The following is a 14,399-nucleotide window of genomic DNA, read 5'->3' on the forward strand; positions in this document are numbered from 1 at the left end:
GATACAACCGCGTCCAGGCAAATGGCAGGACACCCTCCAACGAGCCGTCTGTGAGGGTCAGCAGTTCCTCACCAGTAACCATCGAAACCGGACAGCCATTGGTACAGGTATTCGCCGAACAGACCGAAGCATCCCCATTGGGGTTTTTCGCCGAAGCCGGGGCATCATCCACATGTTCTTGCTTCACCAGCGCCGTGCGTGCCGCTTTAGGCTTTCGGACCAGCGCTGCCGGATTCGAAACCTCGTTTACACCGGCCTTCAACGGCACGGCCGCTGCCTTGATCGACACTGGATCATTTTTAAGCGACACCGGCTTAAGCACACTGGGGTGCCAGTCCAGCCGTGGTGCCTCGCCCAACTTGGCCATCTGCTCGAGTAACACCCGTGCCCGGCCGGACCTGACCTTGCCCAGCACCTGCGGGCCCAAACGCACCGCCACACCCATGCCGCCGGTGGCCAACAGCAACAGCAGGTTGAGCAGTACCTCGGAAGTCATTTCCCCCAGCAGCTCGTTCATGTCCGGCGGCGGAAGCAATTGCGCCCAACTGAACATCGCCGACAGATAGATGAACAACAGCGGTTCATCGCTCAGCACCAGAAGACCGTTGGCAATGGCCTCATTGCTGAGCTTCAACAGCTCTTCAAGCTCGCCTTGGGAGAGGTACTGCAGCAACTTTTCGCTATTGGGTTTGATGTCCGCCAGCCAGTCGTACAGGTTTGGAATACCGTCCCAAAGGCTGTACAGCGTGTTCGTAATCCCTCGCACAAACGCGGCGTCCATCAACTTGCGACGGTCGAGGGCGCTGGCGTTTGAGTACTGTTTCCACTGCTCTTCGAAGGTGCTCGTCCATTCACTGCGCAAGCTGCTTTCCAGTGAGCTGATCACCGACTGATAGGAGGCGTAGAGCGCCTTGACGTGATCTTTGGAAACATCGGGGTAGAAGCTGACCTGATACTGCTGGTCGCGCGTGCAGTCGGTGATTTCGAGGATGCCGCTGGGGCCGATGGTTTTATGAATGGGGGGACCGATCAGGCTGCCGTCCTCGGCGATGGCCTGGAGCATGACCGGCGTGTTGCCGATCGGCACAAACCGCTTGCTCTCAAACATATGCACCAGGGTCAGCGCACCATTGGGTTTGCACATTGCAACGGTGGTACTGGGGGCTTTAGAGGAAACAGGCGCGACCAGCGCGACCTCATCTCCAACCTTGAACACCTGCTCGACTTCCAGCGACGAAAAGCTCCAGAAGCTCTCAGCCCAATCGTCAAACGTGTTAAGGCACTCCCTGAAGTTACGAAAGACCGCTTCAACGTCCTTCGTCTCCACATCCATGGGAGCCAGGGCCAACCTGCCTATGGCGGGATTCAAGAGGCAGCCCCATCGGGCAGGGCATTAATCGAAAAAAACATCGGCGTTCCCTCGCGCTGTGTGATCAGGCGAGGGACTTTGCAGAGGTTTGTAAGAGAAAGAAGTCAGAGCTATCCACTGCTACTGATAGGACGTTTCGCCAAATCCCCGGCTAAACCGACCCGTTTTCGTAAGCCAAATCTCCGACAAAAATAAATCCCACAAAACCCACATATGCAACAAATCCAACTTGACAGCTTCCATTCCCTTGGCGTCTATTGACGTACCCGCTGGATCATTTCGCAGATGTCCCAGGATGCTCAATGAAGACTGATACCTCACTGACCCACATGCCCAGCGTCCTGCACGCAGCCGAAAGCATCCGCCAAGGCACACTGACCCCTGTGCAACTGGTCGAGCAAAGCCTCGAAGCCATCAAAACCCACAATCCCACACTGAATGCCTTCGGCGACGTCTACACCGAATCCGCGCGGGAGCAGGCTGAAATCCTGACCGCAGAAGCGCAGGCCAACCAATTTCGTGGCCCGCTCCACGGCATCCCCTTCGGCATCAAAGACCTGTTCTCCACCGCCAATCTGCGCACCACCCGCGGTTCGCTGACCGGCCTGGACAACGTCCCCACCCAGGACGCCCCGATCATCCGCCGCCTCAAGGAGGCCGGCGCGATCATCCTCGGCAAGACCGCCACCACCGAATTCGGCTGGACCGGCGCCAGCACCTCCCGGGTTTTCGGCAATGGCCGCAACCCCTGGAACCCCCAGCTCACCAGCGGAGGATCCAGTTCCGGCTCGGCCATTGCGGTGGCAGCACGCATGGTCCCGGCCACGCTGGGTTCCGACGGCGGCGGTTCGGTGCGCATTCCCGGCGCCTTTTGCGGTGCATTCGCTCTTAAAGGCTCTCTGGGGCGCATCCCCACCTGGCCCTGGTCCGCCACTGAAATGCTCAGCCACGCCGGCCCGATCACCCGTACCGTGCGCGACAGCGCGTTACTCTTCGATATCCTCTCCGGCCCCGATCCGCTGGATCACCAGGCCTTGCCCGCGCCCACCGAGTCCTACCTGGCGCGCTGCGACCAACCGCTGGGCCCCGTGCGTGTGGCGTATTGCCCGACCTTGTTCGATACGCCGGTGGACCCGGTCATCGCCGCCACCGTCGAAGCGGCGGTGCATTACCTTGCGGATGAGCTGCCGGTCACCGTCACCACCCTGGCCCTGGACTGGCAAGACCCGCTGGCCACCTTCGAAACCCTGTGGGTCGGCGGGCGCGGGATCGCCTATGGCAAATCCCTGGCCGATCGCCTCGACCAACTGGACCCGGGTTTCGCTGCGCTGATCAAGCGCTCCGCCGATTACGATCTGGCGGCCTACCTCAAGGCCGTGCAGCAACGTGCACTGTTCGCCAATCAGGTACACGCGCTGTTTAATGACTACGACGTACTGCTGATGCCGACGATGCCGATCCTTCCGTTCGCCGCCGACCGGGTTGCCCCCGAGGGCTGGCCGGGCGAGGAGGGCGCGGTGCCCTGGGCCCGCTGGACGCCGTTTACCTATCCGTTCAATATCACCGGCAACCCCGCTGCCAGCCTGCCCTGCGGCTTCAGCCCGAGCGGTTTGCCGATTGGCCTGCAGGTGATCGGCCCACGTTTTGCCGACGCCCAGGTGCTGCAATTCTGCGCGGCCGTCGAAGCCATCGCCCCCTGGGATCAGCACCTTCCCCCGATGCTGATGCCCTGATTGATTGCACCCGGAGTGGGCTCAAAAGAAGCCCGCCCGTGATAAACGCTTTGTGTTGTCCTGCCCTTTCACACCCTGATGAGTGAGAGGTACCCGTGACCCTGTCCATGGCTGTATTACGTTCTATGCTCCCCGCTGGACCGGCTCGCGCCGCGTTTCGCCGTGGGGCGCGCAATACCGGCCGCCTGAACCTGCCCTGGAATACCTCTTTTATGCTCAACCAGCCACGTCTCGACGAAATCATGCTCCTGCTCACCCAACACCAGCGCGTCAAGGCGTCGGACCTGGCGCAGGCGCTGTTCGTCTCCGAAGAAACCATCCGCCGCGACTTCAAGTACCTGGAAGAAGCCGGCAAGCTGCGGCGCATCCACGGCGGCGCGATTCTGCCGCGACTCAACGAAGAACAGCCGCTGCAAGTGCGCAGCCGCATCAAGCCCCAGGCCAAGACGCGTATCGCGGTGTGTGCAGCGAAGCTGGTGAGCGAAGGCATGGTGCTGTTCCTCGACACCGGCACCTCGACCCTGGCCCTGGCCCAGCAACTGACCGCGTTCAGCCAGTTGCGCATCATCACCAACTCCCTGGACATCGCCCGCTTGATCACCGAGCAAAGCGCCAACCAGGTGCTGGTGGTGCCCGGTGATGTGCGCCGCAACGACAACGCGCTGATTGGCGCCCACACCCTGGAATTCGTCCGACAGTTCCACTACGACATTGCCTTCATGGGCATCGGCGCTGTCGACCTGGAGCTGGGGTTCATGGACTACCAGGAGCCCGAGGCGCTGCTGCGCCGGGAACTGACCAAACACAGCCTGCGCAGCGTGATCCTGGCCGATGACGCCAAGTTCGGCCACCGCACCTTTATCAATACGCTGCCGTTCAGCGCCATCACGACCCTGGTCACCAATCGTGCGCCGTCCAACGACTTTGCGACCCGCCTGGAGCAAGCCCATGTCGATATCCTTTACCCCTGAGTTGCTGGTGCCCAGTGAACAGGACCTTGAAACCTTCGAGGCGCTGTTCCGCGACACCTCGGCCATCGGCGCGACCAAGGCCGGTGGGCTGCATCGCCTCGCCGCCTCGGCTGAAGACGGCGCCGTGCGCGACCTGTTCGCGGCCTGGCTGACTGAACGCGGTTTTGACGTGCGTGTGGATGCAGTGGGTAACATGTTCGGTTTGATCACCTTTAATCCAGAAGCGCCCTACGTGCTGTGTGGTTCGCATCTGGACAGCCAGCCGAGTGCCGGGCGTTTCGATGGGGTCTATGGCGTACTGGCCGGCGCAGTCGCGGTGGCCAGCCTGGCTCGCCAACTGCGCGAGCGCGGCGAAGTACCGGCGTGCAACCTGGCGGTGGTGAACTGGACAAACGAGGAGGGCGCGCGTTTTCAGCCCAGCCTGATCGGCAGCAGCGTGTTCACCGGTGACCTGGCACTGCAGGACGCCTGGGCCTGCCGCGATGGCGATGGCATCAGCCTCAAGCATGCGCTGCAGCAGATTGGTTATCTGGGGGAGGGCCGCGTCGAGCTGGACGTCGCCGGTTATGTGGAAATCCACGTCGAACAAGGTGATGGTCTTGAGCGCGACGGGCTGGCCATCGGTGTGGTGCGCGACACCTGGGCCGCCCTCAAGCAACGGATTCGGTTCATCGGTGAACAGAACCACACCGGTCCTACACCCATGGCTGCACGCAAGGATGCCTTGCTGGCCGCCGCCCACGCGATCACTGCGGTGCGGGCCGAGGCCGACCTGCACGGCGTGCTGCTGCACAGCTCGGTGGGGCGCCTGGAGATCTATCCCAATTCCCCCAACGTGGTGCCTTCCAGCGTGACGTTGCATGTCGAGTACCGCTCGCCCGACACCGAATTACTGGCCGCAGCCGGTGCGCGCCTGGACGCCAGCCTCAAGGCCACCGCCAGCGCCACGTCGACTGACTACAGCATCGAAAGCCGCGCCCTGCGTGAGCCGAGCCACCTGCATCACGGTTTTGCCGAGCTGGCCTACGGGGTCGGCCAGCAACTGCGCTTGCCCATCGGCAATAGCGTCACCGTGTCAGGCCACGACGCCATCAGCCTGAGCCGGCATTACCCGGTGTGCCTGCTGTTTATCCCGAGCAGCAATGGCGTGTCCCACAACGAAGCGGAATTCACCAGCGAACAGGACATGCGCAACGGCCTGCACATGCTGACCGCGTTGCTGCACCGCGCCTGTTCCACCCCCAACGCCTACCGCTGAGGTCTGCCATGTCGAGTCGTTTGCAAGCAAAGTCACGGCTGCTGGGCGCCCTGGAGGCCGCCGGCTTGTCTGCCCATGTGGTGGTCGAAGAGGGCACCGCCGGGATTGCCTCGCCGGTACGCCTGGCCACCGAGTGGGCCGGTTTTACCGTCAGCGCACCGTGGGGCCAGTGTTACGCCAAAGTCTTGCATGACGACATGCGCGCGCTGATCGACATTGAACGCACTGCCCGCGCCACCCAACTGGCAGCTGATTGCGACGTGACGCCGGGTGTGCGCCTGGTGGATGCCACGGCCGGCGTGTTGCTGCTGGATGCGTTGCCCACCAGCGAGTGGCGTTGGGCCCGCCTCGACGAATTGATGCAGCCCCAGCGCCTGCAAGCGCTCTGGGCCCTGAAGAAACAATTGCACCAAGGCACCTCGCCGGGCTTCGCCCGCTCGCCGCTGCAAGACATCCAGCACCTGCGCGAATTATGCGTGCGCTACAGCGTGGCCTTGCCCATCGACCACGCCTGGATCAGCACCTGCATTGACCTGGCCTGGACCTCGCTGCAACTGAACGCCAGCGACTCGGTGCCGCTGCACGGCGACGGCGTGGCGAGCAACGTGATGATCGGCCCGGACGGCGCCTTGCAACTGATCGACTTCGATTACGCCGGCAGTGGTGATCCCTGGTACGACGTGGCCATCAGCCTTAACGAGTTGTACGTCTTCGAAAACGACTGGCGCGAAGGCATCCATGCCTGGGCCGGCGAGTGCCGTGAAAGCGACTATGCGCGCTGCCGCTTGTACGCCTTGATCAACGATTGGTACTGGACGCTCTGGGGCCTGTGGGTCGGCGCTACCTCGGCGCGGCCGCTGGAGTTTTCCAAGGTCGGGCAGTGGACGCTGTTGCGCTGCCGCCAAAGTCTGCAAGACCCGCGGTTTGAAGGTTGGCTACGTCAGGTACAGGAGGGGCAGGCATGAAAGCGTTAGGTGAGGCGTGTACGCCACAAGAGTGTCAGCTGGAAGCGGCGGTGCGCGGGGTTGCCAGTTGGGGCGGCACCGGCATTCGTTATGAACCGGTCAGCGGCGGGATTTCCAACACCAACTGGCGGGTGGAAGTGGCCGGGATCGACACTGCGTATTTCTTCAAGGTGCCGGGCGTGGGCACCGAGATGTTCATTGACCGCCGCACGGCCCACGACGCCAGCCTCAAGGCGGCGCAAACCGGCTATGGCGCGCCGGTGTTCGCATTCCTTGAAGAGTTCGGCGTGGAAGTCTTCGAGTTCATGGAGGGCTGGCGCGCCTCCTCCAACCACGACTTCCTCGACCGCGACGTGCGCCACAACGCACTGCACGCCCTCAAGGCGTTCAACGACCAGCCGCCACTGGTGCAGACCAAGACCGTGTTCGACATGATTGCCGAGCACCAGCGGCAGGTGGAGCAGCTCAACGGCTGCAAGCCCGCCGACGACGCCTGGCTGCGCCGCCAATGCGACCGCGCCCGGGGCGTGCTGCAAGCTTCCGGCATCGACCTGGCTCCCTGCATGAATGACACCCTGGCGGGTAATTTCATGCTCAACGACCGTCGGCAAATTCGTCTGGTGGACTTCGAATACGCCTCCAACAACGACCGGCATTACGAACTGGCGCTGTGGTTCGGCGAGATGTTTTTCACTGATGAAATGGAACTGGCCCTGATCGAGGATTACTTCGGCCAGGTCACCCCGCAGAACCTCGCGCGCATCAAGTTGCACAAGGCCCTGGCGGACATCAAATGGTCGACCTGGGCGATGGTGCAGCACGCGGTGTCGCAGCTGGATTTCGACTTCTACAAATACGGCACCTGGAAGCACATGCGTGCCCGCAGCATCATCAACGATTCGCAATGGGAAACCTGGCTAAGACAGGCTTGAGCCTGCGCCGTACAACAATAATGCATTGAATGAAGTCACTTGGGCGCTGATTGGTGCCTGCGTTTTCACTGCTTGATTTTTGTTTGATCACACAAAAAAACGATCCACAAATTCAAGGAGCACCCGACTCATGAAATCTGATAGCGCACCACCCGGACGCCTGAAAAGCCAACTCTTTGGCGTGTACTTTTTCCTGTTGCTGATGCTCGCCTTATTCCCGCCGTTCTATTTGAGCGTGAGCGGCAGTACCGCGTTGGTACTGGGCATACCGTTGCCGATCTTCTACTGGATCGCCATTGCCGTCCTCGCAGGCCTGGGCCTGTGGGCGTTGTACGTCGCCGAATTGAAGGCCGGCGAAATACCCGAAGAGGGAGATGCGCAATGATCAGCACCGCCAGCGATGCCAACCTCTTTATCACCTTCGGCGTCATCGGCCTGTTCCTGGCCGGGATGATCGCCGTGCTGTACGCCACCAACCGCGAGAGCACGAGTTTTTCCGATTACGCCGTAGGCGGGCGCTCCTATGGGCCGTGGTACATCGCCATGTGTTACACCAACTCGTGGTGGCCGGGCTCGACCTTTACCGCGTTTTTCGCCCTGACCATCGGCGGCGCCCTGGGCTTCTACGGCATGGTCTACGCCACCCTTGGCGTGACGGCAATGTACCTGATGGCCCGCCGCGCGTGGACCTGGGGCCAGCGTTTCAACCTGCGCACCCAGCCGGACTTGCTCGGCATGCGCTTCAACAGCCCGGTGGTCAAGCGCGTGGCCTCGATCATCGGCATCATCTCGGTATTCCCGTGGGTGGTGATGGGCATCCAGGGTTGGCGATGTTGTTCCAGTTCGCCAGCTTCGGCCGCTGGGGCGTCACCACCTGCCTGGTCGCCGGCGTGGTGGTGGTGCTGGTGCGCCAGTACTGGACCGTGAGCATGGGCATGCGCGGGCTGATCATGACCGACATGTTCCAGGGCCTGATCGCCTATGTCGTGTGTGCGGCGCTGTGTGTGTTCCTGCTGTTCGGCGACCAGGCGTCGTTCTCCAACCTGGCGCACCTGCCGGCGAAAATGTTGCTGATTCCCGGCGCCAGCGGCACCGGTTACGGCCCGCTGTACATGTTCAGCCTGATCTTCACCGGCGTGATCGGCTCGATGTGCTGGCCCATGAGCTTCCAGCGCATCTACACCGCCAGCGGCGTCAAGGCGGTGAAGAAAGGCACGCTGTACACGATCCTGTTGGTGGGTGGTTTCTACGGGATTCTGATGCTGTTTGCCGCGGCCATCAGCCAGGACCCGAACGTCATCGCGCACCCGCAACAAGGCTGGTTCCTCTCGCTGTTCGACATCGGCGGGCCGTGGATGCTGGCGCTGGCGATCGTCATCGTGCTGGCGGCGAGCATCGGCCACGTCGACGGCTGCGTGCAGGTCTGCGGCACCCAATTCGCCAACGACCTGGCTACCTGGAACACCCCGCGTACCGATCGGCAACTGACGCTGTTGGCCAAGTCCGGGATGGTGGTGTTTATCGTTGCCGCCTCGGTGCTGGCGTACCTGACCTTTGATTACGCGCGACTGCAATTGCTGGCGCAGATTTCCTACCAGGGGATTATCCAATTGGCGGTGCCGCTGTTCTTCGGCATTTTCAGCCGCCGCGGCAACAAGGAAGGCGCGATTGCCGGGATGCTGGCGGGGATCGTGATGGCGATTGTGCTGACGACGATGTATCCGGACGACATTCCCGGGCTGGGGTCGTTGACCAGCGGGATTGTGGGGCTGGTGGTCAATGCGGGGATTTTTGTGGCGTGTGCATTGGTGATCAAGCCGAGTGAGGAGGAGAGTGCGCGGGTGGAGCAGTTGTTTGAGATGGCGGCGCCGGGGCGCGAAGTGCCAATGGGGGCAAGGCCGGTCCTGAACTGAACCCACTTCTCTAACCCAATGTAGTTCCAATGTGGGAGCGGGCTTGCTCGCGAATGCAGACTGTCAGTTAAAGCATCAGCGACTGATATACCGCATTCGCGAGCAAGCCCGCTCCCACATTTTTGATTGTGTTTCTACACAGCATTCCCGTTTTGTCGCAGGCGTTTGTAGAGGGTATTACGGCTGACGCCAAGCTCTCTGGCCAGGTGAGAGATATTCCCGCCCACCGCCTTCAGTCGCTCATTCAGGTCCAGACTGTCATCCACTGCATCACACACCGGCACCACCCCATTCAAATCCACAAAAAAATCATCCGGCAAATGTTCCGCCCGAATCGGCTGCTCTTCCGCCATGGCCAGTGCCACCTGCAACACGCTGCTCACCTGGCGCAGGTTCCCCGGCCACGGATGCTGTTCAAACAAGGCCAGCACCTCGTTAGTCAACCCGGCCCACTGCGTCGGCTCGCGATGCTGTTGCCACAGCTGCTTGAACAACGCCTGTTTATCCGTGCGCTCCCGTAGCGGCGGGAGCTCCAGGGTCAGGCCGCCGATGCGGTAATACAGGTCTTCGCGAAAACGCCCGAGCTGTACCTGTTCGCGCAGCGAGCGGTTGGTGGCGGAGATGATCCGCAAATCCACCGGGTACAACTCGCTGCTGCCTACAGGCTGCACACAGCGTTCCTGCAATACCCGCAACAGCCGGGCCTGGGTCGGCAGGGGCATGTCGCCGATCTCGTCGAGGAACAGCGTGCCTTTGTCTGCCTTGCGGATCAGCCCGATGCTGCCTTTCTGGTTGGCGCCGGTGAATGCGCCTTTTTCATAGCCGAACAGTTCCGACTCCACCAGTTCGGCGGGGATCGCTGCGCAGTTGACCGCGATAAACGCTTGTTGGCTGCGAGAGCTGGCCTGGTGCAGGGCTTTGACGAACACTTCCTTGCCGACACCGGTTTCACCGTGGATCAGCAACGGAATATCCTTTTCCAGCAGGCGCTCGGCCTGACGCACGGCCTTTTCCACGCGGGCATCGCCGAAGTGCAGGGTCTTGAGACTGATGGCCGTGGGGCCAGGTTCGCGGGGCTTTTTCGTTTCCACAAACACGCGAGCCTGCACTGGCGCCTGTTTCGGCCGTTTCAGCAGGCACTGGAAACGGTTGCGTCCGGCGGCTTGCAGCGAGAAGGGCAGGCCTTCGGGCTGGTTGAGCAGTTCCAGCAACGAGACCTTGAACAGGCTGTCGATCAATACCCGCGACAGGCTGATGCCCAGCAGGTTGTCGGCCCGGCGATTGGCCGACAGTACCTGACCGCTTTCATCAAAGATCAGCAGTCCGGCCCACTGGCTATCGAGGTTGTTCAGCCCGGTGTTGAACGTCAGCTGGAAATGCTCACCGCGAAACAGGTTGAGGATCAGCCGGTTCTCTACGGTCTGGCTCATCATCTTGACCATGCCGAGGGTGTGGGAGGGCGGCAGGTAGCTGTCGCTGGACACATCCAGCACCGCGATGATTTCCCGCTGCGCATCGAAGATCGGCGCTGCCGAGCCGGTCATGAAACGGTTGGCCTTGAGGAAGTGTTCGTCATGTTCGATATGCACTGCCTGGGCACAGGCCAGGGCGGTGCCGATGGCGTTGGTGCCGCTGGAGCGCTCCATCCAGCTGGCGCCGGCGCTGAAACCACGGGCCAGCTTGGGGTCGATAAAGCGTTGGGTGCCCCACGAAGTCAGCACCTGGCCCTGGTTGTCGGCAAGCATGATCAGGCAGTTGGAGTTGCTGAGGATGTTTTCGTAGTAGGGCAGCACTTCCTGGTGGGTGGTCTGCACAAGGGAATGCTGGCTTTCCAGCAACTGGCTGACGCCGTCTGCGGGCAGTTGGTCGAAGCTCGGTGTGCTCTGGTGATCCAGGCCATAGGCCCGGCAGCGGCGCCAGGAGTCCTGGATGATGGCATCGTGCGCCAGCGGTGTGCTCATGGCGGTGACCCTTGCTTTATTGTTGTTCTGGGGTGCGGAAGGCCCGTTCAGTGTTGTTCAGAACTGTTCATTGTCAACCCGCCGATTGTTCAGTTGTTCAGCCTGACCTGTTCATTTCTGTTCAGAGGCGAATCGCTGTTTTGCCTAACTCGTTGACCGGCCTGAGGTTTGGGTTGTTGGCACGGAACTCGCTCTGTGCTCCTGCCAGAACCATTCCAATAATAAAAAGGTCGTGTCATGTCATTGACCCTGGAGCACGTCACTCGCGTTGTCGAAGGCCAAACCTGGATCGACGACGCCAACCTGCGTTTCGAAGCCGGTTCCTTCAATGTATTGCTGGGCCGCACGCTCTCCGGCAAGACCAGCCTGATGCGCCTGATGGCCGGCCTGGACAAGCCTGACAGCGGGCGCATCCTGATGAATGGCGTGGACGTCACCCAGAAGCCGGTGCGCCTGCGCAATGTGTCGATGGTCTATCAGCAGTTCATCAACTACCCGACCATGACCGTGTTCGAGAACATCGCCTCGCCGCTGCGCCAGGCCGGAGTCTCTGCCGAGCAGATCCAGAGCAAAGTCCTCGAAACCGCGAAAATGTTGCGCATCGAGAAATTCCTCCAGCGTCACCCCCTGGAACTCTCCGGCGGCCAGCAGCAACGCACCGCCATGGCCCGGGCGCTGGTCAAGGATGCCGAGCTGATTCTGTTCGATGAGCCCCTGGTGAACCTGGACTACAAACTGCGCGAAGAACTGCGCCAGGAAATGCGCGAGCTGTTCAAGGCGCGTCACACCATCGCCATCTACGCCACCACCGAACCCAACGAAGCCCTGGCCCTGGGCGGTACCACCACGATTCTCCACGAGGGCCGGGTGATCCAGAGCGGCAAGGCCGCCGAGGTCTATCACCAGCCGCAAACCGTGCTGGCGGCCGAGCTGTTTTCCGAGCCGCCGATCAACCTGATGCCCGGGCGCATCAGTGGCAATGAAGTGAGCTTCGCCAACTTCGTGCACTTCCCGCTGAACGTCGACCTGCGGCCCATCGGCGAAGGCGAGTTTCGCTTTGGCGTGCGTCCCAGCCATATCAGCCTGGTGCCGAGCAACGATGATGACCTGGAGCTGGCAGTGACCGTGGAAGTCGCCGAGATCAGCGGCTCGGAAACCTTCCTGCACGTACGCAGCGAACACTTCCTGCTGGTGCTGCACTTGCCCGGGGTGCATGAGTACGACGTCGACGCGCCGATCCGCATCTATATCCCCACCCACAAACTGTTTGTGTTCGATGGCCAGGGACGGCTGGTCCAGGCCCCCGGCCGACGTGTCGCGAGGGTTGCCTGATGGCCGAGATCCATTTGCAGAACCTGGCCCACAGCTACAGCTCAAAGCCAAACGGCCCCGAGGACTACGCGATTCGCGAGATGAATCACGTCTGGGAGCAGGGCGGCGCCTACGCGTTGTTGGGGCCGTCGGGCTGCGGCAAGTCGACCTTGCTCAACATCATCTCCGGCCTGCTCAGCCCGTCCGAAGGCCAGGTGCTGTTCGACGCCAAGGTGGTCAACGAGCTGACCCCGGAAAAACGCAACATCGCCCAGGTGTTCCAGTTCCCGGTGGTGTACGACACCATGACCGTGTTCGATAACCTGGCTTTTCCCCTGCGAAACCAGGGCATGGCCGAGGCGAAGATTCACAGCAAGGTGCAGGAAATTGCCGAGGTGCTCGACCTGCAAAACCTGCTGGACAAAAAGGCCCGCAACCTCACTGCCGATGAAAAGCAGAAAGTCTCCATGGGCCGCGGCCTGGTGCGGGATGACGTGTCGGCGATCCTGTTCGACGAACCGCTGACGGTGATCGACCCGCACCTGAAATGGAAGCTGCGGCGCAAGCTCAAGCAGATCCACGAGCAGTTCAACATCACCATGGTCTACGTGACCCACGACCAACTGGAAGCCTCGACCTTCGCCGACAAGATCGCGGTGATGTACGGCGGGCAGATCGTGCAGTTCGGCACGCCCCGGGAGTTGTTCGAGCGGCCCAGCCACACCTTTGTCGGCTATTTCATCGGCAGCCCTGGGATGAATCTGATTGAGGTGCAGGCAGAGGCGGGCGGTGTGCGCTTTGCCGGGACACATCTGGCGTTGCCCGAGGCGTTGCAGCAGCGCATTGGCGAAACGCCTTACAAAAGGCTGCAGGTCGGCATCCGCCCGGAATTTATCCATGTGTGGGATGAGCACAATCCCGACGCGCTACAGGCGCAAGTCACCCATGTGGAAGACCTCGGCACCTACAAGATCATGACCCTCAACCTCGATGGCGCACCGTTGAAAGTGCGCCTGGCCGAAGACAAACCGGTGCCCGAGGGCCAGGCGTCCATCAGCTTTCCGGGGCAGTGGCTGATGGTGTATGCCGATGACTACTTGCTTGAGGTGCAGCCATGAACAAGGTGCAGAACAACAAGGCCTGGTGGCTGGTATTGCCGGTGTTCCTGCTGGTGGCCTTCAGCGCGGTGATCCCGATGATGACCGTGGTCAACTACTCGGTGCAGGACATCTTCGACCAATCCAGCCGCTACTTCGTCGGCGCCGACTGGTACAAACAGGTGCTGCTGGACCCGCGCCTGCATGACTCGCTGCTGCGTCAGTTCATCTACTCGGCGTGTGTGCTGTTGATCGAGATTCCGCTGGGCATCGCGATTGCCCTGACGATGCCCACCAAGGGCCGATGGTCGTCGCTGGTGTTGATCGTAATGGCGATTCCGCTGCTGATTCCGTGGAACGTGGTCGGCACCATCTGGCAGATCTTTGGCCGTGCCGACATTGGCCTGATGGGTTCCACGCTCAACGCGATGGGCATCAGCTACAACTACGCCGCCAACACCATGGACGCCTGGGTCACGGTGCTGGTGATGGACGTGTGGCACTGGACGTCCCTGGTGGCGCTGCTGTGTTTCTCGGGGCTGCGGGCGATCCCGGATGTGTACTACCAGGCGGCGCGGATTGATCGGGCGTCCAGCTGGGCGGTGTTCCGACATATCCAGCTGCCAAAACTGAAGAGCGTGCTGTTGATCGCGGTGATGCTGCGCTTCATGGACAGTTTCATGATCTACACCGAACCGTTTGTGCTGACGGGCGGCGGGCCAGGGAACGCCACCACCTTCCTCAGCCAGACGCTTACCCAGATGGCCGTAGGCCAATTCGACCTGGGCCCGGCGGCGGCGTTTTCGCTGGTGTACTTCCTGATCATCCTGTTGGTGTCCTGGCTGTTCTACACCGCCATGACCCACTCCGACGCCAACCGCTGAGGCCG

Annotated in this window: 11 protein-coding genes and 1 pseudogene; 10 read left to right on the top strand and 2 right to left on the bottom strand. The window is 61.5% G+C overall.

Features of this window, described 5'->3' with window-relative positions; translation table 11 throughout:
- On the bottom strand, nt 1-1,333 hold a 1,333-nt coding region (locus tag HX801_RS01015; protein WP_256344184.1), incomplete at its 3' end, for a DUF6531 domain-containing protein.
- Between the two features lie 365 nt (nt 1,334-1,698).
- Between HX801_RS01015 and HX801_RS01020 the strand changes: the two genes are divergently transcribed.
- The 7 genes and pseudogenes from HX801_RS01020 to HX801_RS01050 all read left to right on the top strand — a co-directional run bounded on the left by HX801_RS01020 (nt 1,699) and on the right by HX801_RS01050 (nt 9,141).
- Complete coding sequence (locus tag HX801_RS01020) at nt 1,699-3,102, top strand: amidase (protein WP_043224881.1); 1,404 nt, start codon at nt 1,699-1,701, stop codon at nt 3,100-3,102.
- Between the two features lie 212 nt (nt 3,103-3,314).
- On the top strand, nt 3,315-4,073 hold the full coding sequence (locus HX801_RS01025) for a DeoR/GlpR family DNA-binding transcription regulator (protein WP_008433061.1): 759 nt from the start codon (nt 3,315-3,317) through the stop codon (nt 4,071-4,073).
- Nucleotides 4,051-5,331, top strand: a complete 1,281-nt coding sequence (locus HX801_RS01030; protein WP_177021417.1) for a M20 family metallo-hydrolase — start codon at nt 4,051-4,053, stop codon at nt 5,329-5,331. Before HX801_RS01025 ends, HX801_RS01030 begins: the two co-directional genes overlap by 23 nt.
- A gap of 8 nt (nt 5,332-5,339) precedes the next feature.
- Entirely contained in the window at nt 5,340-6,296 is a 957-nt protein-coding gene (locus HX801_RS01035; RefSeq protein ID WP_177021418.1) for an aminoglycoside phosphotransferase family protein, read from the top strand.
- Nucleotides 6,293-7,228: a choline kinase family protein gene (locus HX801_RS01040; protein ID WP_003218516.1), complete on the top strand. Its 936-nt coding sequence runs from the start codon at nt 6,293-6,295 to the stop codon at nt 7,226-7,228. Before HX801_RS01035 ends, HX801_RS01040 begins: the two co-directional genes overlap by 4 nt.
- 130 nt (nt 7,229-7,358) lie before the next feature.
- Complete coding sequence (locus HX801_RS01045; RefSeq protein WP_003218518.1) at nt 7,359-7,613, top strand: hypothetical protein; 255 nt, start codon at nt 7,359-7,361, stop codon at nt 7,611-7,613.
- A pseudogene (locus tag HX801_RS01050) lies at nt 7,610-9,141 on the top strand (sodium:solute symporter). Before HX801_RS01045 ends, HX801_RS01050 begins: the two are co-directional and overlap by 4 nt.
- Nucleotides 9,142-9,275: 134 nt before the next feature.
- Here the strand turns inward: HX801_RS01050 and HX801_RS01055 are convergent.
- Entirely contained in the window at nt 9,276-11,102 is a 1,827-nt protein-coding gene (locus HX801_RS01055) for a sigma-54-dependent Fis family transcriptional regulator (RefSeq protein WP_134326816.1), read from the bottom strand.
- Nucleotides 11,103-11,339: 237 nt separating this feature from the next.
- On the opposite strand from HX801_RS01055, the gene HX801_RS01060 reads away from it, so the two are divergent.
- From HX801_RS01060 to HX801_RS01070, 3 genes are read left to right on the top strand one after another with little or no spacing between them, the layout of a single operon-like run.
- Nucleotides 11,340-12,434, top strand: coding sequence for an ABC transporter ATP-binding protein (locus HX801_RS01060; protein ID WP_003218524.1), 1,095 nt, complete (start codon nt 11,340-11,342; stop codon nt 12,432-12,434).
- Entirely contained in the window at nt 12,434-13,531 is a 1,098-nt protein-coding gene (locus HX801_RS01065; protein WP_102369282.1) for an ABC transporter ATP-binding protein, read from the top strand. The genes HX801_RS01060 and HX801_RS01065 overlap by 1 nt, the downstream gene beginning before the upstream one ends.
- The gene (locus tag HX801_RS01070; protein ID WP_003218527.1) at nt 13,528-14,394 is read left to right on the top strand and encodes a carbohydrate ABC transporter permease; all 867 of its coding nucleotides are present in this window, start codon (nt 13,528-13,530) and stop codon (nt 14,392-14,394) included. Before HX801_RS01065 ends, HX801_RS01070 begins: the two co-directional genes overlap by 4 nt.
- The last annotated feature ends 5 nt before the right edge of the window (nt 14,395-14,399 follow it).

Source organism: Pseudomonas sp. G1002, from assembly GCF_013385455.1.
Lineage (GTDB): Bacteria > Pseudomonadota > Gammaproteobacteria > Pseudomonadales > Pseudomonadaceae > Aquipseudomonas.

What these genes read in the sequence shown, in the direction of transcription:
- HX801_RS01020 (WP_043224881.1), top strand. Translation starts at nt 1,699, where the DNA reads ATGCCCAGCGTCCTGCACGCAGCCGAAAGCATCCGCCAAGGCACACTG.
- HX801_RS01025 (WP_008433061.1), top strand. Translation starts at nt 3,315, where the DNA reads ATGCTCAACCAGCCACGTCTCGACGAAATCATGCTCCTGCTCACCCAA.
- HX801_RS01030 (WP_177021417.1), top strand. Translation starts at nt 4,051, where the DNA reads ATGTCGATATCCTTTACCCCTGAGTTGCTGGTGCCCAGTGAACAGGAC.
- HX801_RS01035 (WP_177021418.1), top strand. Translation starts at nt 5,340, where the DNA reads ATGTCGAGTCGTTTGCAAGCAAAGTCACGGCTGCTGGGCGCCCTGGAG.
- HX801_RS01040 (WP_003218516.1), top strand. Translation starts at nt 6,293, where the DNA reads ATGAAAGCGTTAGGTGAGGCGTGTACGCCACAAGAGTGTCAGCTGGAA.
- HX801_RS01045 (WP_003218518.1), top strand. Translation starts at nt 7,359, where the DNA reads ATGAAATCTGATAGCGCACCACCCGGACGCCTGAAAAGCCAACTCTTT.
- HX801_RS01055 (WP_134326816.1), bottom strand. Translation starts at nt 11,102, where the DNA reads ATGAGCACACCGCTGGCGCACGATGCCATCATCCAGGACTCCTGGCGC.
- HX801_RS01060 (WP_003218524.1), top strand. Translation starts at nt 11,340, where the DNA reads ATGTCATTGACCCTGGAGCACGTCACTCGCGTTGTCGAAGGCCAAACC.
- HX801_RS01065 (WP_102369282.1), top strand. Translation starts at nt 12,434, where the DNA reads ATGGCCGAGATCCATTTGCAGAACCTGGCCCACAGCTACAGCTCAAAG.
- HX801_RS01070 (WP_003218527.1), top strand. Translation starts at nt 13,528, where the DNA reads ATGAACAAGGTGCAGAACAACAAGGCCTGGTGGCTGGTATTGCCGGTG.